Here is a 16,819-nt window from a genome sequence, read left to right on the forward strand (position 1 = left end):
TGAATGGCTTTTGATAAAAAACAATAAGCGATTATTTTATTTTAAAAGCATTTAAACCGGGAAAATAAGCTGTATTCCCAAGTTCCTCTTCAATTCTCAACAATTGGTTGTATTTCGCCATACGATCGGAACGAGAAGCGGAACCTGTTTTAATTTGACCGCAGTTTAAAGCAACAGCTAAATCTGCGATTGTATTATCTTCAGTTTCTCCAGAACGATGTGACATTACAGAAGTGTAACCTGCATTTTTAGCCATGTTTACTGCCGCGATAGTTTCCGTTAAAGTTCCAATTTGGTTTACTTTTATAAGAATTGAATTAGCAATTCCTTTTTCAATACCTGTTGCCAAACGCTTTACATTTGTAACGAATAAATCATCTCCAACTAATTGTACTTTATCACCAATTCTATCAGTAAGCAATTTCCATCCATCCCAATCATTCTCATCCATTCCGTCTTCGATAGAAATGATTGGATATTTTGCTGCTAATTCTGCTAAATAATCCACTTGCTCTTCAGAAGATCTAATCTTACCTGTTTCGCCTTCAAATTTAGTATAATCGTATTTACCATTTACATAAAACTCAGCTGCAGCACAATCCAAAGCAATCATGATTTCATCTCCAAAAGTATATCCTGCAGTTTCAACTGCTTTTTTGATTGTATCTAAAGCATCTTCGGTTCCTCCGGGAAGATTTGGTGCAAAACCACCTTCATCACCTACCGCAGTAGAAAGTCCTCTGTCATGTAAAACTTTTTTCAAACTATGAAAAATTTCTGTTCCCATTTGCATTGCTTGTGAAAAAGATTTTGCTTTTACAGGAAAAATCATGAATTCTTGAAATGCGATAGGCGCATCTGAATGTGAACCACCATTGATTATATTCATCATAGGAACTGGCAATGTATTAGCAGAAACCCCGCCTACATATCTATATAAAGGCAATCCCAATTCATTAGCAGCCGCTTTTGCAACAGCCAAAGAAACTCCCAATATAGCATTTGCTCCTAAATTAGATTTATTTGGCGTACCATCTAAATCAATCATCATTTGATCAATCACATTTTGTTCAAAAACAGAAACTCCTAAAAGTTCTTCTGAGATTATGCTATTAACATTTTTCACGGCATTCATGACCCCTTTTCCAAGAAATGCTTTTCCTCCATCACGTAATTCAACTGCTTCATGTTCCCCGGTTGAAGCTCCTGATGGAACAGCTGCTCTTCCTAAAACACCATTATCCGTAATTACATCTACTTCTATTGTTGGATTTCCTCTTGAATCGAAAATTTGTCTTGCGTGAATTTTGATAATTATACTCATACTGTTTTTATATTAAATTTTAAAATACAAATATATTCTATCTTTTCTAATCATTTTATGAAAAAAAACGAATGTTATTAACGAAAACGTTATAATTATTTAAAGAACATATACTTTGCACAATTTCAAAAGTTATTTCCTTATCATTTTTAAACACTTGATACAAAAAATAATAAATAAAAAGAATATTATTCAAACATAACAAATCAAAAAAAGAAAATTTAATTTTTTAAATCTCAATAAGTAAAATCTATTTATATAATTTTCAGTTATTTACTTTAATTTTACCTATTCTGTACTACGAGCAGAATCCATTATTTGTTTAACATTATTTCTAGTTTACAATTTAGACAATACAATATAAATTTAGAAAATTAACTCATAATGAAAACAACTAATAACTTAAAAAGTCAAATCAATTCTAGTAAAATTGCAGTATTATTGAAAAGAACATCCACCGCTTTAGAAAATCTGGAAGATGTAGACCCGGTAATGGATAATATCGCAATTGCAAAATATGTTCTTTTATTCTAAGCCTCACATGGAAGTCATGAATATTATACTTAGAGAGCTAAAATCACACACTGGCTAATTCAAATAAAAAGGACTTTCTTTTGCAGGAGTTAAAGGTGATTGGCGTGATTGCTATCGTTTAAATCTTTTCGCAAAAGGATATACAAATTCAGGAACGAATATTTACAATTTGTTTAACGAATTTAAAAGATGGCCAACATGGATGTGGGTAAATTTGAAAATAGCAGCATTCATAAATTGGCTCAAAGTCGACAACACTAATCTTCTTGTTGATAAAAGAATCGGATTTTACGGATTGGATGAATAAAGTTTTACGGAATTCATGAATTCTATCATTCAATATTGAGAAAAAAAATTATAAAAAGGCACTAGCAATCGTAAAAATAGTCTTGAAGTGTTATGAACCTTATGGCAAAGAAGAAGGACAATCTAACTCCCAAGCCTCTTCTTATATTCCGGAATTATATGAAAAAGAAATCCTACACATGCTTACGGAAATAGTAAAAAATGTTCACAATTATAATCACGATGCAGAAAATCTTTTAAGCAAAGAACATAATGCATTCATTGTTAGAAACACTGAAAAATATTATCTCGGAATGATAAAAAAAAGTTCAGCTTTTTGAAATATTCGTGATGAGCAAATGGTATCAACTATAGCACAGCTCATGAAACTCTATGGAAAGGACGCAAAAATCATTGTTTGGGAACATAACACTCACATCGGCGATGCGCGTGCTACAAACATGGCGTCCAAAGGAATGGTAAATATAGTACAAATATTACGAGAGTAACATGTAAACGACGGAGTAGTTTATAATCCAGAACATGAAAAATTTGGAAAAGATGTCCCAACAATACTACCAAAAAGATATGATGCTTTTTTTCCTTAATGAAACAAGTGCACTACATCCAAAATATATTCAGCCAGAAGGAAACCAAATTCCAGAAGCCTATCCTTTTGGAATGTAACTTTATATTGTTTTACAAAAAAAAGGGTTTGACTTTAATTAAAAAGTCAAACCCTTTTTTTGAATTGATAAGTTTACAGGAAAACCCTACAAAGCATTATCGTTTTATATTTTCAATGAATTGATCAAATAAATAAGAAGAATCATGAGGACCGGGGCTAGCTTCTGGGTGGTATTGAACGGAGAAACAATTTTTATTCTTCATGCGCATACCAGCAACAGTTCCATCATTCAGATGAAGATGTGTAATCTCTAAGTCTGGATGATTATCCAACTCTTTTTTGTTTACCGCAAAACCATGATTTTGAGAAGTAATTTCCCCTTTTCCGGTAATAATATTTTTTACAGGGTGGTTTATTCCTCTATGTCCGTTAAACATTTTATAAGTCGAAACTCCATTTGCCAAACCAATTACTTGATGTCCTAAACAAATTCCAAATAGAGGTTTGTTATTTTCAAGAATTTCTTTAGCTACTTGAATAGCACCAGAAAGAGGCTCGGGATCACCAGGACCATTTGATAAGAAGTAGCCATCCGGGTTAAAACCAGCTAAATCTTGGTAAGAAGAATCAAAAGGAAATACTTTGATGTAACAATCTCTTTTGGAAAGATTACGAAGTATATTCATTTTAATTCCTAAGTCAAGAGCGGAGATTTTATATGTTGCATTCTCATCACCATAAAAATATGGTTCTGTTGTTGAAACTTTAGATGCTAATTCCAATCCTTTCATATCTGGAACTTTTGCCAATGAAGCTTTCAACTCTTCAATTGGTGTATCATCTGTACAAATCACAGCATTCATAGCCCCGTTATCACGTATGTAGCTTACTAGCGCACGTGTATCAACATCAGATATGCAGATAAGATTTTGTTCAATAAAATAGTCTTCTAAACTCCCTGAAGCTCTTTCACGAGAATAATTGAAGCTAAAATTTTTACAAACCAAACCAGCAATTTTAATATTTTTTGATTCAACTTCTGAATCGTCTACGCCATAATTCCCTATATGGGCATTAGTCGCTACCATCAATTGACCGTAATAAGAAGGATCGGTGAATATTTCTTGGTAACCTGTCATTCCTGTGTTAAAACAAACCTCTCCATAGGTGGTTCCGCTGATTCCAATAGATTTCCCATGGAATATGGTTCCGTCACTTAATAGAAGAATTGCTTTTTGTCGTGTTGTATATTTCATGTGTAGTTAAATATTGTGCAAATTTAATTCTTTAAACCAATGGATGCAATGTTTTTTAAAATTTATATTTTTAAACAGAATTAGGCAAGGATTAAAAAAAAAAGTTTTGAACTCTCAATTATATCTTTATGCAAAACTTCTTATGAAAAACATTCGTTCTACGTAGCCCTGATTACTTCACCGAATTTCTATTTTCCTCGGAGTTCAGTGAACTTCGTTTAAAGCGACATCCTTTTCTGAAATTTTGACAAAGGAAGAATTAGAAAAAAGATATAGCGAAAAGCAGGTAAAATGTTCTTATAAAATATAATGTTCTGCTCCTAAAATTTTAAAAAAAATCAAAAAAAAAGGATAAACTAATAAAAGCTTATCCTTGATTTTTATTGAATGATTATTTTCATAATTATTCAGCAGCGTCAGTAGTTGTTCCAGCTTCAGCAACTGGAGCTTCAGTAACTTCATCTTTCTTAGCTTTACCACCACGACGGCTTTTTGTTTTTTTAACTTCTTTTTTACCACCATTGTAAAGTTCATTGAAATCTACTAATTCGATCATTGCCATATCAGCATTATCTCCTAAACGATTTCCAACTTTAATGATACGTGTGTATCCACCTGGACGGTCTCCTACTTTAGCAGCTACGTCTCTGAACAAGTCAGTTACGGCATATTTGCTACGTAAGTAAGCAAAAACAATACGACGATTGTGAGTCGTATCAGCTTTCGATTTTGTTATAAGCGGCTCAACGAATTGTTTTAGCGCTTTTGCTTTAGCAACAGTAGTGTTAATACGTTTGTGCTCGATAAGAGAACAAGCCATATTAGCTAACATAGATTTTCTATGCGCAGTCTGTCTGCTTAAGTGATTGAATTTTTTTCCGTGTCTCATTGCTATGTAAATTTAAACCTTATGGCTTAGATTATTCTTTATCTAGTTTGTATTTTGCTAAATCCATACCGAAGTTCAAATTTTTAACTGCAACAAGTTCATCAAGTTCAGTTAAAGATTTTTTACCGAAATTACGGAATTTCATTAGGTCATTTTTATTGAACGATACTAAATCACCAAGTGTATCAACTTCAGCCGCTTTCAAACAATTTAATGCTCTTACAGATAAATCCATATCAACAAGCTTAGTTTTAAGCAATTGTCTCATATGCAATGACTCTTCATCATACGATTCTGTTTGTGCAATTTCGTCAGCCTCGAGTGTAATTCTTTCGTCAGAGAACAACATGAAATGGTGAATTAAAACTTTTGCAGCTTCAGTAAGGGCATCTTTTGGATTAATTGAACCATCAGTTTTTATTTCAAAAACTAATTTCTCGTAATCTGTTTTTTGCTCTACACGGAAGTTTTCAATGGCATATTTTACATTTTTTACCGGAGTAAAAATTGAATCTGTAAAAATAGTTCCAATTGCAGCATTCTGTTTTTTGTTCTCTTCAGCAGGAACATATCCTCTACCTTTTTCGATCGTTAAATCGAAATTAAGTTTGATTTTACTGTCTAAATTACAGATAACTAGTTCTGGATTCAAAACTTGGAAACCTGAAATAAATTTTTGAAAATCACCAGCTGTTAATTGGTCTTTACCTGAAACAGAAATAGTAACTGCTTCATTATCGATATCTTCAATTTGACGTTTGAAACGCACTTGTTTTAGATTAAGGATAATTTCGGTAACGTCTTCAACAACTCCTGGAATAGTAGAGAATTCATGATCTACACCTTCAATGCGAACAGATGTGATTGCATAACCTTCTAATGCTGAAAGCAAAACTCTTCTAAGTGCATTACCAACAGTCAATCCGTAACCAGGTTCTAAAGGTCTGAATTCAAATTTACCTTCAAAATCGGTTGAATCGATCATGATAACTTTATCGGGCTTCTGAAAATTAAATATTGCCATAAATTTCGACTAAGTCAATTATTATTTGTTGTACAACTCTACGATTAATTGTTCTTTAATGTTTTCTGGTATTTGAAGTCTCGCAGGTACAGAAACGAAAGTACCTTCTTTGATATCGTTATTCCAAGTAATCCATTCATAAACATGACTTGAATTAGATAAAGAACGTTCGATAGCTTCTAAAGATTTAGATTTTTCACGAACTGCAACTTTATCACCAGGTTTAAGGTGGTAAGAAGCAATATTTACAACATCACCGTTAACAGTAACGTGTCTGTGAGAAACAAGTTGTCTCGCTCCTCTTCTAGAAGGAGCTATACCCATTCTAAAAACAACGTTATCTAATCTTGCTTCACATAATTGTAAAAGAACTTCACCAGTAACACCTTTAGTAGCTGATGCCTTTTTGAATAAGCCTCTGAATTGTTTTTCTAAAATTCCGTAAGAATATTTAGCTTTTTGTTTTTCCATTAACTGGATAGCAAATTCAGATTTTTTTCCCCTTTTTTTAGCCATCCCGTGTTGTCCGGGTGGATAATTTCTTTTTTCGAAAGCCTTATCATCTCCGAAAATTGCCTCGCCAAATTTACGAGCGATTCTTGTACTAGGACCAGTATATCTTGCCATTTTAAATTGTTTAAGATAGAGATTATGAATTCAGGTCTTATCCTTCGATAATCGTTATTCTATCTAGGTTATACTAAAAATATTTTGAGTATTAAACTCTACGTCTTTTAGGAGGACGACATCCATTATGAGGCATTGGAGTAACATCGATAATCTCTGTAACTTCAATTCCACCATTATGCAAAGAACGAATAGCAGACTCACGTCCGTTTCCTGGTCCTTTAACATAAACTTTTACTTTTTTAAGTCCAGCCTCAAGAGCTACTTTACTACAATCTTCTGCTGCCATTTGGGCTGCGTATGGAGTGTTCTTTTTAGAACCTCTAAAACCCATCTTACCAGCTGAAGACCAAGAAATAACTTCACCTTTTTTGTTTGTCAAAGAAATGATGATGTTATTGAAGGTAGCAGAAATATGAGCCTCTCCCGTTGATTCAACGATAACTTTACGTTTTTTTGCAGTTGCTTTAGCCATATTACTTATTATTTAGTTGCTTTTTTCTTATTAGCAACAGTTTTTCTTTTACCTTTTCTTGTTCTAGAGTTGTTTTTAGTTCTTTGCCCTCTTAAAGGAAGACCAGTTCTATGACGGATACCTCTATAACAACCAATATCCATTAAACGTTTGATGTTTAAAGAAACTTCAGAACGTAATTCTCCTTCAATTTTAAATGCTGATACTGCTTCACGAATTGCTCCGATCTCATCATCATTCCAATCTTGAACTTTTTTATCTTGGCTAACTTGAGCTTTTTCTAAAATCTCAATAGCTCTACTATTTCCTAATCCGAAGATGTAGGTAAGTGCTATAACACCTCTCTTATTTTTTGGGATATCTACCCCTGCTATTCTTGCCATAATTATCCTTGTCTTTGTTTAAATCTAGGATTCTTTTTGTTTATTACGTACAATCTCCCTTTTCTTCGCACAATTTTGCACTCGGGACTTCTCTTTTTTACTGAAGCTCTAACTTTCATTTTGAATATCCTTTAATATCTATAAGTAATTCTTGCTTTTGACAAATCGTAAGGGCTCATTTCTAGTTTCACTTTATCACCAGGTAATAATTTGATGTAATGCATACGCATTTTTCCAGATATGTGGGCAATTACAATATGTCCATTCTCTAACTCTACACGGAACATTGCATTTGATAATGCTTCAATGATTGATCCGTCTTGTTCTATTGCTGATTGTTTTGCCATAAGTTAAGCTACTGCCTTTCTATTTTTACCACTTTTCATTAAACCATCATAATGTTTGTTTAACAAATATGAATTAATTTGTTGAATCGTATCTATGGCAACACCAACCATAATTATTAATGAAGTACCTCCAAAAAACATTGCCCAAGATTGTTGAACATCCATAAGACTCACAACAATTGCTGGGAACACAGCTATCAAGGCGAGAAATAAAGATCCTGGAAAAGTTATTAAAGACATCACCTTGTCAAGATAATCAGAGGTTTCTACTCCAGGTCTAACACCAGGAATAAAACCACCGCTTCTCTTTAAATCATCAGACATTTTGTTAGTAGGAACTGTAATTGCAGTGTAAAAGAAAGTGAATACAACTATTAAAGTTGCAAATACAAAATTATACCAAAAACCGAACATATTACTAAAAGCGCCAACAATTGATTGTGATGCATCTGATTTAGATAAACCTGCTACGGCAGCAGGAATAAACATGATTGCCTGAGCAAATATAATAGGCATAACACCAGAAGCATTAAGCTTCAATGGAATCCATTGTCTATTTCCACCCATTAAATCTTGTTCATAATCACCTGAAGTTGTACGACGAGCATACTGAACTGGTATCTTTCTAATTGCCATCACAAGTAAAACACACGCAATAATAACTAAAAGCCAAATAATAATTTCGATAACCAATAACATCGGCCCCCCGTTATTGTTAGTAACCCTAGTTGTGAATTCCTGTATAAAAGCTTGAGGAAACCTCGCCAAGATACCAACCATAATCAACAATGATATACCGTTTCCAATACCTTTATCAGTGATTTTTTCTCCTAACCACATGGCAAAAATTGTACCTGTCACTAAGATAATTACTGAAGAAAATAAAAATTCAAATGAATTAAATCCTAACAAAAAAGCACTACTAGGCAAGGTTTTATACAAATTATAAATGTAAGTCGGACCTTGAACCAAAGTAATACCTATTGTTAACCAACGGGTAATTTGATTAATCTTTTTTCTACCACTTTCCCCATCGCTTTGAAGCTTTTGTAAATATGGAATCGCAATTCCCATTAACTGAACAACAATAGACGCAGAAATATATGGCATTATCCCTAAAGCAAAAACTGAAGCTTTAGAGAAAGCGCCTCCGGTAAACATATCTAGAATAGATCCAATACCATTTTTGGTTTGACCAGCCAAACTATTTAATTGAGTTGCATCAATTCCAGGAAGTGTAACGTGTGCTCCAAAACGATAAACTAAAAGAAGTCCTAAAGTTATTAAGATTCTATTTTTCAGCTCCTCAATTTTCCAAACATTACTTATTGATTCAATAAATTTCTTCATATTAATAGAAAAATTACATGGTTACAGCCTCTCCGCCAGCAGCTTCAATAGCAGCTTTTGCAGTAGCAGTAAATTTGTGAGCGGTTACTTTTAATTTTGCTGTCAATTCACCTCTACCTAAAATCTTAACGATTTCATTTTTGGTAGCCAAACGATTAGCAACATAGACTGTCATATCAACAGTGTCTTTAATCACTCCATTATCAACTAATAATTGAAGTGTGTCAAGATTAACACCTTCGTAATCTTTACGATTGATGTTTGTAAAACCGAACTTAGGCACACGTCTTTGAAGTGGCATTTGCCCACCCTCAAAACCAATCTTTTTAGAATAACCAGAACGAGATTTTGCTCCTTTGTGACCTCTTGCAGAAGTACCACCTTTTCCAGAACCTTCTCCTCTACCTAATCTTTTATTTTGATTGTGTGTAGAACCTTCAGCAGGTTGTAAATTACTTAAATTCATAACAGTATTTGTTATTTAGTTTCTTCAACAGAAACTAAGTGTTTAACTTTATTTATCATCCCAAGGATTGTAGGATTTGAATCATGCTCTACAATTTGTCCCATTTTACGTAGACCTAAAGCTTCCAAACCTCTTTTTTGAGTAAGAGGGCAGTTGATTTTGCTTCTAACTTGTTTTACTAATAATTTAGCCATAATTTCCTTGAATTAACCTTTAAAAACTTTTTCTAAAGAAACACCTCTTTGTTTTGCAACAGTATAAGCACTTCTCATTTGTAATAAAGCATCAAAAGTTGCTTTCACTACGTTGTGAGGATTTGAAGATCCTTGAGATTTAGATAATACATCATGAATACCTACTGATTCAAGAACTGAACGAACAGCTCCACCAGCAATAACTCCTGTACCATGAGAGGCAGGAATTAAAAATACACGTGCACCACCAAATTTACCTTTTTGTTCGTGAGGAACTGATTGACCATTCAGAGGAATTTTTACTAAATTTTTCTTTGCATCTTCCACTGCTTTCGCAATTGCTTCAGAAACATCTTTAGATTTTCCTAATCCGTGACCAACAACCCCATTTTCATCACCTACGACTACAATAGCAGAAAAACCAAAAGCTCTACCTCCCTTTGTAACCTTAGTAACACGATTAACACTTACCAGACGATCTTTTAATTCAAGACCACTTGGTTTTACTAGCTCTACATTCTTGTATTTACTATTAGACATACTATATTAGAATTTAAGTCCAGCCGCTCTCGCGCCTTCCGCTAATGATTTAATACGACCGTGATACAAATAACCTCCTCTATCGAAAGTTACTACCTCTATCCCAGCTTTTATTGCTTTTTCAGCAACTAATTTACCAACTGCTGTAGCAACTTCAATGTTCGTACCGTTACCTATTTCTTTTTCTCTTGAAGAAGCCGCCAATATAGTAACACCGTTTACGTCATCAATAAGTTGAGCATAAATTTCTTTGTTACTTCTAAATACAGATAGTCTTGGATTAGTAGCAGTACCACTAATCGTTTTTCTAATTCTGAATCTAATTCGTTGTCTTCTTTCAGGTTTTGTTAATGACATAATCTTATTTTTTAAGCTGATTTACCTGCTTTTCTTCTTACTACTTCCCCTACATATTTAACACCTTTCCCTTTGTACGGCTCTGGCTTACGGAAACCTCTAATTTTCGCAGCTACCTGACCTAAAAGTTGTTTGTCTATTGATGTTAATTTCACAATTGGGTTTTTACCTTTTTCAGATATTGTTTCCAAAACAACTTCTGAAGCAATTTCTAAAACTATATTGTGAGAATAACCAAGTGCTAAATCTAATTTTTGTCCTTGATTTGAAGCTCTATAACCAACCCCAACCAATTCTAATGATTTAGTAAAACCATCTGTTACGCCGATAATCATGTTATTGATTAAAGATCTGTACAAACCGTGTTTTGCTCTTTGGTCTTTATGATCAGACGATCTCTCTACTTGAACTTGACCGTCTTCAACTGTAACAGTAACGTCCGAAAACTCCTGAGTTAGTTGACCATTTTTTCCTTTTACTGTAATAATACCATTTGCAACTTCAACAGTTACACCAGCAGGTATTACAACCGGACTTTTACCTATTCTTGACATCTTATATAGTCTTTAAATTAGTATACGTAACAAATTACTTCACCACCAACATTTAATTGCTTGGCTTTCTTTCCTGTCATCAAACCTTTTGATGTAGAAACAATAGCAATTCCTAATCCATTAAGGATTCTAGGAATAGTTGAAGAACTTGAATATTTACGTAAACCTGGTTTACTAATTCTTTGGATATCTTTAATTACTGACTCTTTAGTATCTTTATCATACTTCAAAGCGATTTTGATTGAACCCTGAACAGCGTTGTCTTCAAATTTGTAACTTAAGATATAACCTTGATCAAATAAGATCTTTGTTATTTCTTTTTTTAGATTAGATGCAGGAATTTCAACAACTTTGTGGTTTGCAGCCACTGCGTTACGAACTCTTGTCAAATAATCGGCAATAGGATCTGTATACATGTGTATCAATTTGCGGTTTTGGTTTTCAATAAACTATTTATCGAACCTGAAACCAATTTATAAATATTAATGATACAGACAAAACTACGTTAAGTCTGTATCAGGACGTAATAAATTACGTCTTACCAAGATGCTTTTTTAACACCAGGTATCAATCCGTTATTTGCCATTTCACGAAATGTAACACGTGAAAGACCGAATTGACGCATATACCCTCTAGGTCTACCTGTTAATTTACAACGATTGTGCAAACGAACTGGCGAAGCATTTTTTGGTAACTTTTGCAAACCTACAAAATCTCCAGCTTCTAACAAAGCTTTTCTTTTCTCAGCATACTTTGCTACCGTTTTTTCTCTCTTAACCTCGCGGGCTTTCATTGATTCTTTAGCCATGTCTTAATTCTTTTTAAAAGGTAATCCTAATTCTGTCAATAGAGACTTTGCTTCTTTATCCGTTTTTGCAGTTGTTACAAAAGAGATATCCATACCTGAAATTTTGTTTACTTTGTCAATATCAATTTCTGGGAAAATGATTTGTTCCAAAACTCCAAGGTTGTAATTTCCTCTTCCGTCAAAACCAGTAGCTTTAATACCACTGAAATCTCTTACACGTGGTAAAGCTGAAGTAATAAGTCTATCTAAAAACTCATACATTCTTTCTCCACGTAAAGTAACTTTTGCTCCAATAGGCATCCCTTTTCTCAATTTGAATGACGCGACGTCTTTCTTTGAAATAGTAGATATTGCTTTCTGTCCAGTGATCTTTGTTAACTCATCAACTGCATAGTCAATTAGTTTTTTATCAGATACAGCTGCACCAACTCCTTTACTTAAAACGATTTTGTCCAATTTTGGAACTTGCATTACGTTTACGTATCCGAATTCCTCTTTAAGAGCAGCAATTACTCTGCTCTTATATTCTTCTTTTAGTCTAGGTATATATGCCATTACTATAGTACTTGATTAGATTTTTTTGAAAATCTTACTTTCTTATCTCCTTCAACTCTAATACCAACTCTAGTTGTTTCCTTAGTTTTAGGATCAATTAGAGAGATGTTAGATATTTGTATAGAAGCTTCTTTCTTCACGATACCACCTTGAGGGCTTTTAGCACTAGGTTTCGTATGTTTTGAAACCATATTTACACCTTCAACAATCGCTTTGTTTTTCTCACGGTAAACACGTAATACTTTACCTTCAGCACCTTTATGGTCTCCAGCAATTACTCTTACGATGTCACCTGATTTTATTTTTAGCTTTATCATCTTAAAAACGAATTAAAGCACTTCTGGTGCTAATGATACAATTTTCATGAATTGTTTTTCACGAAGTTCTCTTGCTACCGGACCAAAAACACGAGTTCCTCTCATTTCACCAGCAGCATTCAATAACACACATGCGTTGTCATCAAATCTAATGTATGAACCATCGGCTCTTCTTACTTCTTTTTTGGTACGTACAACAACTGCAGTTGAAACAGCTCCTTTTTTAACGCTTCCGTTAGGAGCAGTATCTTTGATAGAAACTACAATCTTGTCACCAACAGAGGCATACCTTCTTTTGGTACCTCCTAAAACACGGATAGTTAAAACTTCCTTTGCTCCAGTGTTATCTGCTACTTTTAGTCTTGATTCTTGTTGTACCATAATTATTTAGCTCTTTCTAGGATTTCAACTAACCTCCAACATTTAGTTTTACTTAAAGGACGCGTTTCGCTAATCCTTACCGTATCTCCAACGTTACAGTCGTTCTTTTCGTCGTGTGCGTGATACTTTTTAGTTTTCAACACGAACTTACCGTATAATGGGTGTTTTACTTTTCTTACTTCTGCAACAACAATAGATTTATCCATTTTGTCCGAAGTAACAACACCAACTCTTTCTTTTCTTAAATTTCTTTTTTCTTCCATCTTTCAGCAGAATACAGTTATTGTAACTCTCTTTTAGTAAGTTCTGTAGCTAATCTAGCAACCGTTCTCCTTACACTTCTAATTTGAAGTGGGTTCTCAATTGGCGAAATAGCGTGAGCCATTTTTAGATCAGCATATGTTTTCTTAGTCTGGCTAAGCTTTTCTTGCAACTCCGCTGCAGAAAGATCTTTTATTTCTGATTGTTTCATAATATAATATAGCTTATGCTTCGAAATCTCTAGCAACGACGAATTTAGTTTTTACTGGAAGCTTTTGAGCCGCAAGACGTAACGCCTCTTTTGCAACTGACAAAGGTACTCCTCCAACTTCAAACATAATTCTTCCGGGTTTAACAACGGCAGCCCAATATTCAACTGCACCTTTACCTTTACCCATACGTACCTCAAGAGGCTTCTTAGTGATAGGTTTGTCTGGAAATATTTTGATCCATAATTGTCCTTCTCTTTTCATAAAACGAGTTGCAGCAATACGCGCAGCCTCGATTTGACGAGAGGTTAAGAACATTCCATCTTCATGTACAGATTTAATACCAAACATTCCATTAGAAAGTTCATGTCCTCTTTGAGAATTTCCTTTCATTTTACCTTTTTGTACCTTACGGTATTTTGTTCTTTTAGGCTGTAACATTTTTCTTTAGTTTAAAAATTTACTTTCGTTTACGAGCGTCTGGTTTTCCACCTTTATTAAAAGGTTTTCTATCTCCTCTAGGAGAATCGCCACCTTTACCACCACCAGTTCCGGATTGTTTTTTATCCATTCCTGCAAGCGGAGAAAGATCTCTCTTTCCATAAACTTCACCTTTCATGATCCACACTTTGATACCCATTCTACCATAAGTAGTATGTGCTTCAGCAAGTGCGTAATCAATGTCAGCTCTGAAAGTTGATAGAGGAACTCTACCTTCTTTGAAACCTTCCGAACGCGCCATTTCAGCGCCATTCAAACGACCAGAAATCAAAACTTTGATACCCTCTGCGTTCATACGCATAGAGGCAGCAATAGCCATTTTGATTGCACGTCTGTAAGAAATTCTGCTTTCAATTTGACGACAGATGCTTGTAGCAACTAGATACGCGTCAAGTTCAGGTCTTTTGATTTCAAAGATGTTGATTTGAACCTCTTTGTCTGTAATTTTCTTAAGTTCCTCTTTCAACTTGTCTACCTCTTGTCCACCTTTCCCAATAATAATACCAGGTCTAGCAGTAGTGATAGTAACGGTTACAAGTTTCAAAGTTCTCTCGATGATTACTTTTGATACACTAGCTTTTGATAAACGAGCATGGATATACTTTCTGATTTTGTGATCTTCGGCAAGTTTATCACCATAATCATTTCCACCATACCAGTTTGAGTCCCATCCTCTGATGATACCAAGTCTATTTCCAATTGGATTTGTCTTTTGTCCCATCTTGTATTAAATTGCTTGTGTGTTATTAATAGATCCTAGCACGATTGTTACGTGATTAGAACGTTTTCTTATTCTGTGTGCACGACCTTGTGGAGCTGGACGAAGTCTTTTCAACATCATTCCACCATCTACTGTAATCGTTTTAACAAATAAACCTGCTTCTTCCATATTAGCGTCAGGGTTTTTTGCTTGCCAGTTGGCAATTACAGATAAAACCAATTTTTCTAATTTTCTTGAAGCTTCTTTAGAACTGAATCTTAAGATGTTTAATGCTCTTTCTACCTTCTGACCTCTTACCAAGTCCGCTACTAAGCGCATTTTTCTAGGTGAAGTAGGGCAGTTATTCAATTTTGCGAAAGCAATAGACTTATTAGCCTCTTTTCTCGCATCTGCTGTTTCTCTTTTACGAACTCCCATTGCTTCTTATTTTTTACCTTTATTTTTTGCTCCAGCATGACCTCTAAAAGATCTAGTTGGTGAAAATTCTCCTAATTTGTGACCTACCATGTTTTCTGTTACGTAAACTGGTACAAATTGACGACCGTTATGAACTGCGATTGTTTGCCCAACAAAATCTGGAGTAATCATAGAAGCTCTAGACCAAGTCTTAACCACTCCTTTATTTCCACCTGCAATGTTTTCTTGAACTTTCTTGTCTAACTTATAGTGAACGAAAGGTCCTTTTTTTAATGAACGTGCCATATCTTATTATTTCTTTCTACGTTCTACGATATACTTGTTACTCGGGTTTTTCTTAGAACGAGTTCTATAACCTTTAGCTGGTATTCCATTTCTTGAACGTGGATGTCCACCAGAAGAACGTCCTTCACCACCACCCATTGGGTGATCGACAGGGTTCATTGCAACAGGTCTTGTTCTAGGTCTTCTTCCTAACCATCTTGTTCTACCTGCTTTACCAGATACAACTAATTGGTGATCAGAATTAGAAACCGCTCCAATTGTAGCCGAACAAGTCAACAAGATTAATCTTGTTTCCCCAGAAGGCATTTTAATTGTAGCATATTTTCCATCTCTTGCCATTAATTGAGCAAATGTTCCAGCAGAACGAGCGATTACAGCCCCTTGTCCTGGTCTCAATTCAATACAAGAAATTACAGTTCCAAGTGGAACTTTACTTAAAGGTAATGTGTTACCAATTTCGGGTTGAGATTCAGGACCAGAAACTAATTTCTGACCAACTTTCAATCCGTTTTGAGCAATAACATACGTTTTCTCACCATCAGCATAAGCTAACAATGCGATAAATGCAGTACGATTTGGATCATATTCGATTGATTTCACTGTAGCTGGAATTCCTTCTTTTGTACGTTTGAAATCAATGATACGATATCTCTGCTTGTGACCACCACCCGTATAACGCATGGTCATCTTTCCTTGACTATTTCTACCACCAGAGTTTTTTATCGGCGCTATCAAAGAGCGTTCCGGCTTATCAGTTGTAATGGCGTCATAACCATTCACAACTCTAAATCGCTGACCTGGGGTAATAGGTTTTAATTTTCTTACTGACATTTTATCTTAGATATTGTTGTAAAAATCAATTGTTTCTCCTTCTTGTACTTGAACAATTGCTTTTTTAATTGCATTAGTCTTTCCACTGATTAAACCACTTTTAGTGTATTTTGTAGTTCTATCCGGTCTTACGTTCATCGTATTAACACTCAAAACAGTTACTCCATAAGCAGCTTCAACGGCTTTCTTAATTTGAACTTTATTTGCTTTTTTGTCAACAACGAATCCGAAGCGGTTTAAAACTTCACTTTCTTTGGTTACTTTTTCCGTTACTATAGGTTTAATTATGATGCTCATATC

The 16,819-nt window shown here is 34.4% G+C and carries 32 protein-coding genes and 1 pseudogene; 5 read left to right on the forward strand and 28 right to left on the reverse strand.

Going from position 1 to position 16,819, the window contains the following annotated elements; translation table 11 throughout:
- Nucleotides 1–31: 31 nt before the first annotated feature.
- Nucleotides 32–1,324, reverse strand: a complete 1,293-nt coding sequence (gene eno / locus C4S35_RS09800; RefSeq protein WP_104000013.1) for a phosphopyruvate hydratase — start codon at nucleotides 1,322–1,324, stop codon at nucleotides 32–34.
- Between the two features lie 384 nt (nucleotides 1,325–1,708).
- On the opposite strand from eno, the gene C4S35_RS15620 reads away from it, so the two are divergent.
- From C4S35_RS15620 to C4S35_RS15625, 5 genes and pseudogenes are all read left to right on the forward strand, one after another.
- Nucleotides 1,709–1,858: a hypothetical protein gene (locus C4S35_RS15620; RefSeq protein ID WP_159916711.1), complete on the forward strand. Its 150-nt coding sequence runs from the start codon at nucleotides 1,709–1,711 to the stop codon at nucleotides 1,856–1,858.
- An 85-nt stretch (nucleotides 1,859–1,943) separates the two neighbouring features.
- Nucleotides 1,944–2,165: pseudogene (locus C4S35_RS16355) on the forward strand (erythromycin esterase family protein); the annotation flags it as partial.
- Nucleotides 2,166–2,247: 82 nt separating this feature from the next.
- Nucleotides 2,248–2,484 (forward strand): hypothetical protein, encoded by a 237-nt coding sequence (locus C4S35_RS09810; RefSeq protein ID WP_104000015.1) that lies wholly within the window; start codon nucleotides 2,248–2,250, stop codon nucleotides 2,482–2,484.
- An 18-nt stretch (nucleotides 2,485–2,502) separates the two neighbouring features.
- Nucleotides 2,503–2,652: an erythromycin esterase family protein gene (locus tag C4S35_RS09815; RefSeq protein ID WP_104000016.1), complete on the forward strand. Its 150-nt coding sequence runs from the start codon at nucleotides 2,503–2,505 to the stop codon at nucleotides 2,650–2,652.
- Nucleotides 2,653–2,686: 34 nt separating this feature from the next.
- Entirely contained in the window at nucleotides 2,687–2,830 is a 144-nt protein-coding gene (locus tag C4S35_RS15625; protein ID WP_159916717.1) for a hypothetical protein, read from the forward strand.
- Between the two features lie 96 nt (nucleotides 2,831–2,926).
- Here the strand turns inward: C4S35_RS15625 and carA are convergent, their stop codons facing one another.
- The 27 genes from carA to rplW form a co-directional block, all read right to left on the reverse strand.
- Nucleotides 2,927–4,027, reverse strand: a complete 1,101-nt coding sequence (gene carA, locus C4S35_RS09820; RefSeq protein WP_104000017.1) for a glutamine-hydrolyzing carbamoyl-phosphate synthase small subunit — start codon at nucleotides 4,025–4,027, stop codon at nucleotides 2,927–2,929.
- Nucleotides 4,028–4,430: 403 nt separating this feature from the next.
- Nucleotides 4,431–4,916, reverse strand: coding sequence for a 50S ribosomal protein L17 (gene rplQ / locus C4S35_RS09825; protein WP_104000018.1), 486 nt, complete (start codon nucleotides 4,914–4,916; stop codon nucleotides 4,431–4,433).
- 31 nt (nucleotides 4,917–4,947) lie between these two features.
- Nucleotides 4,948–5,940: a DNA-directed RNA polymerase subunit alpha gene (locus C4S35_RS09830; RefSeq protein WP_073210391.1), complete on the reverse strand. Its 993-nt coding sequence runs from the start codon at nucleotides 5,938–5,940 to the stop codon at nucleotides 4,948–4,950.
- Between the two features lie 21 nt (nucleotides 5,941–5,961).
- Nucleotides 5,962–6,567 (reverse strand): 30S ribosomal protein S4, encoded by a 606-nt coding sequence (rpsD, locus tag C4S35_RS09835; protein ID WP_073210389.1) that lies wholly within the window; start codon nucleotides 6,565–6,567, stop codon nucleotides 5,962–5,964.
- A 91-nt stretch (nucleotides 6,568–6,658) separates the two neighbouring features.
- The gene (gene rpsK / locus C4S35_RS09840) at nucleotides 6,659–7,042 is read right to left on the reverse strand and encodes a 30S ribosomal protein S11 (RefSeq protein ID WP_024981527.1); all 384 of its coding nucleotides are present in this window, start codon (nucleotides 7,040–7,042) and stop codon (nucleotides 6,659–6,661) included.
- A gap of 8 nt (nucleotides 7,043–7,050) precedes the next feature.
- A complete protein-coding gene (gene rpsM, locus C4S35_RS09845) occupies nucleotides 7,051–7,425 on the reverse strand; it encodes a 30S ribosomal protein S13 (RefSeq protein WP_073210387.1) in 375 nt (124 codons plus the stop codon).
- A 2-nt stretch (nucleotides 7,426–7,427) separates the two neighbouring features.
- The gene (ykgO, locus tag C4S35_RS09850; protein WP_008992256.1) at nucleotides 7,428–7,544 is read right to left on the reverse strand and encodes a type B 50S ribosomal protein L36; all 117 of its coding nucleotides are present in this window, start codon (nucleotides 7,542–7,544) and stop codon (nucleotides 7,428–7,430) included.
- Nucleotides 7,545–7,556: 12 nt separating this feature from the next.
- Entirely contained in the window at nucleotides 7,557–7,772 is a 216-nt protein-coding gene (gene infA, locus C4S35_RS09855; RefSeq protein ID WP_007136545.1) for a translation initiation factor IF-1, read from the reverse strand.
- 3 nt (nucleotides 7,773–7,775) lie between these two features.
- Nucleotides 7,776–9,122 (reverse strand): preprotein translocase subunit SecY, encoded by a 1,347-nt coding sequence (secY, locus tag C4S35_RS09860; protein ID WP_104000019.1) that lies wholly within the window; start codon nucleotides 9,120–9,122, stop codon nucleotides 7,776–7,778.
- Between the two features lie 13 nt (nucleotides 9,123–9,135).
- Nucleotides 9,136–9,588 carry a 50S ribosomal protein L15 gene (rplO, locus tag C4S35_RS09865; protein WP_066081007.1) on the reverse strand — a complete coding sequence of 151 codons (453 nt, stop codon included), beginning with the start codon at nucleotides 9,586–9,588 and terminating at the stop codon, nucleotides 9,136–9,138.
- Between the two features lie 11 nt (nucleotides 9,589–9,599).
- Nucleotides 9,600–9,782: a 50S ribosomal protein L30 gene (gene rpmD / locus C4S35_RS09870; RefSeq protein ID WP_073210382.1), complete on the reverse strand. Its 183-nt coding sequence runs from the start codon at nucleotides 9,780–9,782 to the stop codon at nucleotides 9,600–9,602.
- 12 nt (nucleotides 9,783–9,794) lie between these two features.
- Nucleotides 9,795–10,322: a 30S ribosomal protein S5 gene (gene rpsE, locus C4S35_RS09875; protein ID WP_035668102.1), complete on the reverse strand. Its 528-nt coding sequence runs from the start codon at nucleotides 10,320–10,322 to the stop codon at nucleotides 9,795–9,797.
- Nucleotides 10,323–10,328: 6 nt separating this feature from the next.
- A complete protein-coding gene (gene rplR, locus C4S35_RS09880; RefSeq protein WP_073210377.1) occupies nucleotides 10,329–10,679 on the reverse strand; it encodes a 50S ribosomal protein L18 in 351 nt (116 codons plus the stop codon).
- 11 nt (nucleotides 10,680–10,690) lie between these two features.
- Nucleotides 10,691–11,233 (reverse strand): 50S ribosomal protein L6, encoded by a 543-nt coding sequence (rplF, locus tag C4S35_RS09885; RefSeq protein ID WP_104000020.1) that lies wholly within the window; start codon nucleotides 11,231–11,233, stop codon nucleotides 10,691–10,693.
- A 17-nt stretch (nucleotides 11,234–11,250) separates the two neighbouring features.
- A complete protein-coding gene (gene rpsH / locus C4S35_RS09890; protein ID WP_066081018.1) occupies nucleotides 11,251–11,649 on the reverse strand; it encodes a 30S ribosomal protein S8 in 399 nt (132 codons plus the stop codon).
- A gap of 122 nt (nucleotides 11,650–11,771) precedes the next feature.
- Entirely contained in the window at nucleotides 11,772–12,041 is a 270-nt protein-coding gene (rpsN, locus tag C4S35_RS09895; protein ID WP_007136553.1) for a 30S ribosomal protein S14, read from the reverse strand.
- Between the two features lie 3 nt (nucleotides 12,042–12,044).
- Nucleotides 12,045–12,596 (reverse strand): 50S ribosomal protein L5, encoded by a 552-nt coding sequence (gene rplE / locus C4S35_RS09900; protein ID WP_104000021.1) that lies wholly within the window; start codon nucleotides 12,594–12,596, stop codon nucleotides 12,045–12,047.
- A gap of 2 nt (nucleotides 12,597–12,598) precedes the next feature.
- Nucleotides 12,599–12,913 (reverse strand): 50S ribosomal protein L24, encoded by a 315-nt coding sequence (gene rplX / locus C4S35_RS09905; protein WP_035668111.1) that lies wholly within the window; start codon nucleotides 12,911–12,913, stop codon nucleotides 12,599–12,601.
- Nucleotides 12,914–12,925: 12 nt separating this feature from the next.
- Entirely contained in the window at nucleotides 12,926–13,294 is a 369-nt protein-coding gene (gene rplN / locus C4S35_RS09910; protein WP_026717863.1) for a 50S ribosomal protein L14, read from the reverse strand.
- 2 nt (nucleotides 13,295–13,296) lie between these two features.
- Nucleotides 13,297–13,557, reverse strand: a complete 261-nt coding sequence (rpsQ, locus tag C4S35_RS09915; protein WP_091203665.1) for a 30S ribosomal protein S17 — start codon at nucleotides 13,555–13,557, stop codon at nucleotides 13,297–13,299.
- A gap of 17 nt (nucleotides 13,558–13,574) precedes the next feature.
- Nucleotides 13,575–13,766, reverse strand: coding sequence for a 50S ribosomal protein L29 (rpmC, locus tag C4S35_RS09920; RefSeq protein ID WP_047774317.1), 192 nt, complete (start codon nucleotides 13,764–13,766; stop codon nucleotides 13,575–13,577).
- 13 nt (nucleotides 13,767–13,779) lie between these two features.
- Nucleotides 13,780–14,205, reverse strand: a complete 426-nt coding sequence (rplP, locus tag C4S35_RS09925) for a 50S ribosomal protein L16 (protein ID WP_007803637.1) — start codon at nucleotides 14,203–14,205, stop codon at nucleotides 13,780–13,782.
- A gap of 19 nt (nucleotides 14,206–14,224) precedes the next feature.
- Nucleotides 14,225–14,986: a 30S ribosomal protein S3 gene (gene rpsC, locus C4S35_RS09930; RefSeq protein WP_073210367.1), complete on the reverse strand. Its 762-nt coding sequence runs from the start codon at nucleotides 14,984–14,986 to the stop codon at nucleotides 14,225–14,227.
- Between the two features lie 6 nt (nucleotides 14,987–14,992).
- Complete coding sequence (rplV, locus tag C4S35_RS09935) at nucleotides 14,993–15,403, reverse strand: 50S ribosomal protein L22 (protein WP_007136561.1); 411 nt, start codon at nucleotides 15,401–15,403, stop codon at nucleotides 14,993–14,995.
- Nucleotides 15,404–15,409: 6 nt separating this feature from the next.
- A complete protein-coding gene (gene rpsS / locus C4S35_RS09940) occupies nucleotides 15,410–15,688 on the reverse strand; it encodes a 30S ribosomal protein S19 (RefSeq protein WP_007136562.1) in 279 nt (92 codons plus the stop codon).
- Between the two features lie 6 nt (nucleotides 15,689–15,694).
- Nucleotides 15,695–16,519 (reverse strand): 50S ribosomal protein L2, encoded by an 825-nt coding sequence (gene rplB, locus C4S35_RS09945; RefSeq protein WP_104000022.1) that lies wholly within the window; start codon nucleotides 16,517–16,519, stop codon nucleotides 15,695–15,697.
- Between the two features lie 6 nt (nucleotides 16,520–16,525).
- Nucleotides 16,526–16,816: a 50S ribosomal protein L23 gene (rplW, locus tag C4S35_RS09950; RefSeq protein WP_104000023.1), complete on the reverse strand. Its 291-nt coding sequence runs from the start codon at nucleotides 16,814–16,816 to the stop codon at nucleotides 16,526–16,528.
- Between the last annotated feature and the right edge of the window lie 3 nt (nucleotides 16,817–16,819).

It is taken from the genome of Flavobacterium urumqiense, assembly GCF_900108015.1.
Lineage (GTDB): Bacteria > Bacteroidota > Bacteroidia > Flavobacteriales > Flavobacteriaceae > Flavobacterium > Flavobacterium urumqiense.

Bases quoted from the DNA above. Each gene is read 5' to 3' on its own strand.
- rplB (WP_104000022.1), bottom strand. From the start codon at position 16,519: ATGTCAGTAAGAAAATTAAAACCTATTACCCCAGGTCAGCGATTTAGA.
- eno (WP_104000013.1), bottom strand. From the start codon at position 1,324: ATGAGTATAATTATCAAAATTCACGCAAGACAAATTTTCGATTCAAGA.
- rplE (WP_104000021.1), bottom strand. From the start codon at position 12,596: ATGGCATATATACCTAGACTAAAAGAAGAATATAAGAGCAGAGTAATT.
- rplQ (WP_104000018.1), bottom strand. From the start codon at position 4,916: ATGAGACACGGAAAAAAATTCAATCACTTAAGCAGACAGACTGCGCAT.
- rpmC (WP_047774317.1), bottom strand. From the start codon at position 13,766: ATGAAACAATCAGAAATAAAAGATCTTTCTGCAGCGGAGTTGCAAGAA.
- rplP (WP_007803637.1), bottom strand. From the start codon at position 14,205: ATGTTACAGCCTAAAAGAACAAAATACCGTAAGGTACAAAAAGGTAAA.
- rpmD (WP_073210382.1), bottom strand. From the start codon at position 9,782: ATGGCTAAATTATTAGTAAAACAAGTTAGAAGCAAAATCAACTGCCCT.
- rpsN (WP_007136553.1), bottom strand. From the start codon at position 12,041: ATGGCTAAAGAATCAATGAAAGCCCGCGAGGTTAAGAGAGAAAAAACG.
- rplF (WP_104000020.1), bottom strand. From the start codon at position 11,233: ATGTCAAGAATAGGTAAAAGTCCGGTTGTAATACCTGCTGGTGTAACT.
- rplX (WP_035668111.1), bottom strand. From the start codon at position 12,913: ATGATAAAGCTAAAAATAAAATCAGGTGACATCGTAAGAGTAATTGCT.
- rplR (WP_073210377.1), bottom strand. From the start codon at position 10,679: ATGTCATTAACAAAACCTGAAAGAAGACAACGAATTAGATTCAGAATT.
- rplV (WP_007136561.1), bottom strand. From the start codon at position 15,403: ATGGGAGTTCGTAAAAGAGAAACAGCAGATGCGAGAAAAGAGGCTAAT.
- carA (WP_104000017.1), bottom strand. From the start codon at position 4,027: ATGAAATATACAACACGACAAAAAGCAATTCTTCTATTAAGTGACGGA.
- rpsC (WP_073210367.1), bottom strand. From the start codon at position 14,986: ATGGGACAAAAGACAAATCCAATTGGAAATAGACTTGGTATCATCAGA.
- rpsH (WP_066081018.1), bottom strand. From the start codon at position 11,649: ATGTATACAGATCCTATTGCCGATTATTTGACAAGAGTTCGTAACGCA.
- rplN (WP_026717863.1), bottom strand. From the start codon at position 13,294: ATGGTACAACAAGAATCAAGACTAAAAGTAGCAGATAACACTGGAGCA.
- rpsE (WP_035668102.1), bottom strand. From the start codon at position 10,322: ATGTCTAATAGTAAATACAAGAATGTAGAGCTAGTAAAACCAAGTGGT.
- rpsD (WP_073210389.1), bottom strand. From the start codon at position 6,567: ATGGCAAGATATACTGGTCCTAGTACAAGAATCGCTCGTAAATTTGGC.
- rpsM (WP_073210387.1), bottom strand. From the start codon at position 7,425: ATGGCAAGAATAGCAGGGGTAGATATCCCAAAAAATAAGAGAGGTGTT.
- C4S35_RS09830 (WP_073210391.1), bottom strand. From the start codon at position 5,940: ATGGCAATATTTAATTTTCAGAAGCCCGATAAAGTTATCATGATCGAT.
- rpsQ (WP_091203665.1), bottom strand. From the start codon at position 13,557: ATGGAAGAAAAAAGAAATTTAAGAAAAGAAAGAGTTGGTGTTGTTACT.
- rpsS (WP_007136562.1), bottom strand. From the start codon at position 15,688: ATGGCACGTTCATTAAAAAAAGGACCTTTCGTTCACTATAAGTTAGAC.
- rpsK (WP_024981527.1), bottom strand. From the start codon at position 7,042: ATGGCTAAAGCAACTGCAAAAAAACGTAAAGTTATCGTTGAATCAACG.
- C4S35_RS09815 (WP_104000016.1), top strand. From the start codon at position 2,503: ATGGTATCAACTATAGCACAGCTCATGAAACTCTATGGAAAGGACGCA.
- ykgO (WP_008992256.1), bottom strand. From the start codon at position 7,544: ATGAAAGTTAGAGCTTCAGTAAAAAAGAGAAGTCCCGAGTGCAAAATT.
- infA (WP_007136545.1), bottom strand. From the start codon at position 7,772: ATGGCAAAACAATCAGCAATAGAACAAGACGGATCAATCATTGAAGCA.
- C4S35_RS15625 (WP_159916717.1), top strand. From the start codon at position 2,687: ATGAAAAATTTGGAAAAGATGTCCCAACAATACTACCAAAAAGATATG.
- rplO (WP_066081007.1), bottom strand. From the start codon at position 9,588: ATGAATTTAAGTAATTTACAACCTGCTGAAGGTTCTACACACAATCAA.
- C4S35_RS15620 (WP_159916711.1), top strand. From the start codon at position 1,709: ATGAAAACAACTAATAACTTAAAAAGTCAAATCAATTCTAGTAAAATT.
- secY (WP_104000019.1), bottom strand. From the start codon at position 9,122: ATGAAGAAATTTATTGAATCAATAAGTAATGTTTGGAAAATTGAGGAG.
- rplW (WP_104000023.1), bottom strand. From the start codon at position 16,816: ATGAGCATCATAATTAAACCTATAGTAACGGAAAAAGTAACCAAAGAA.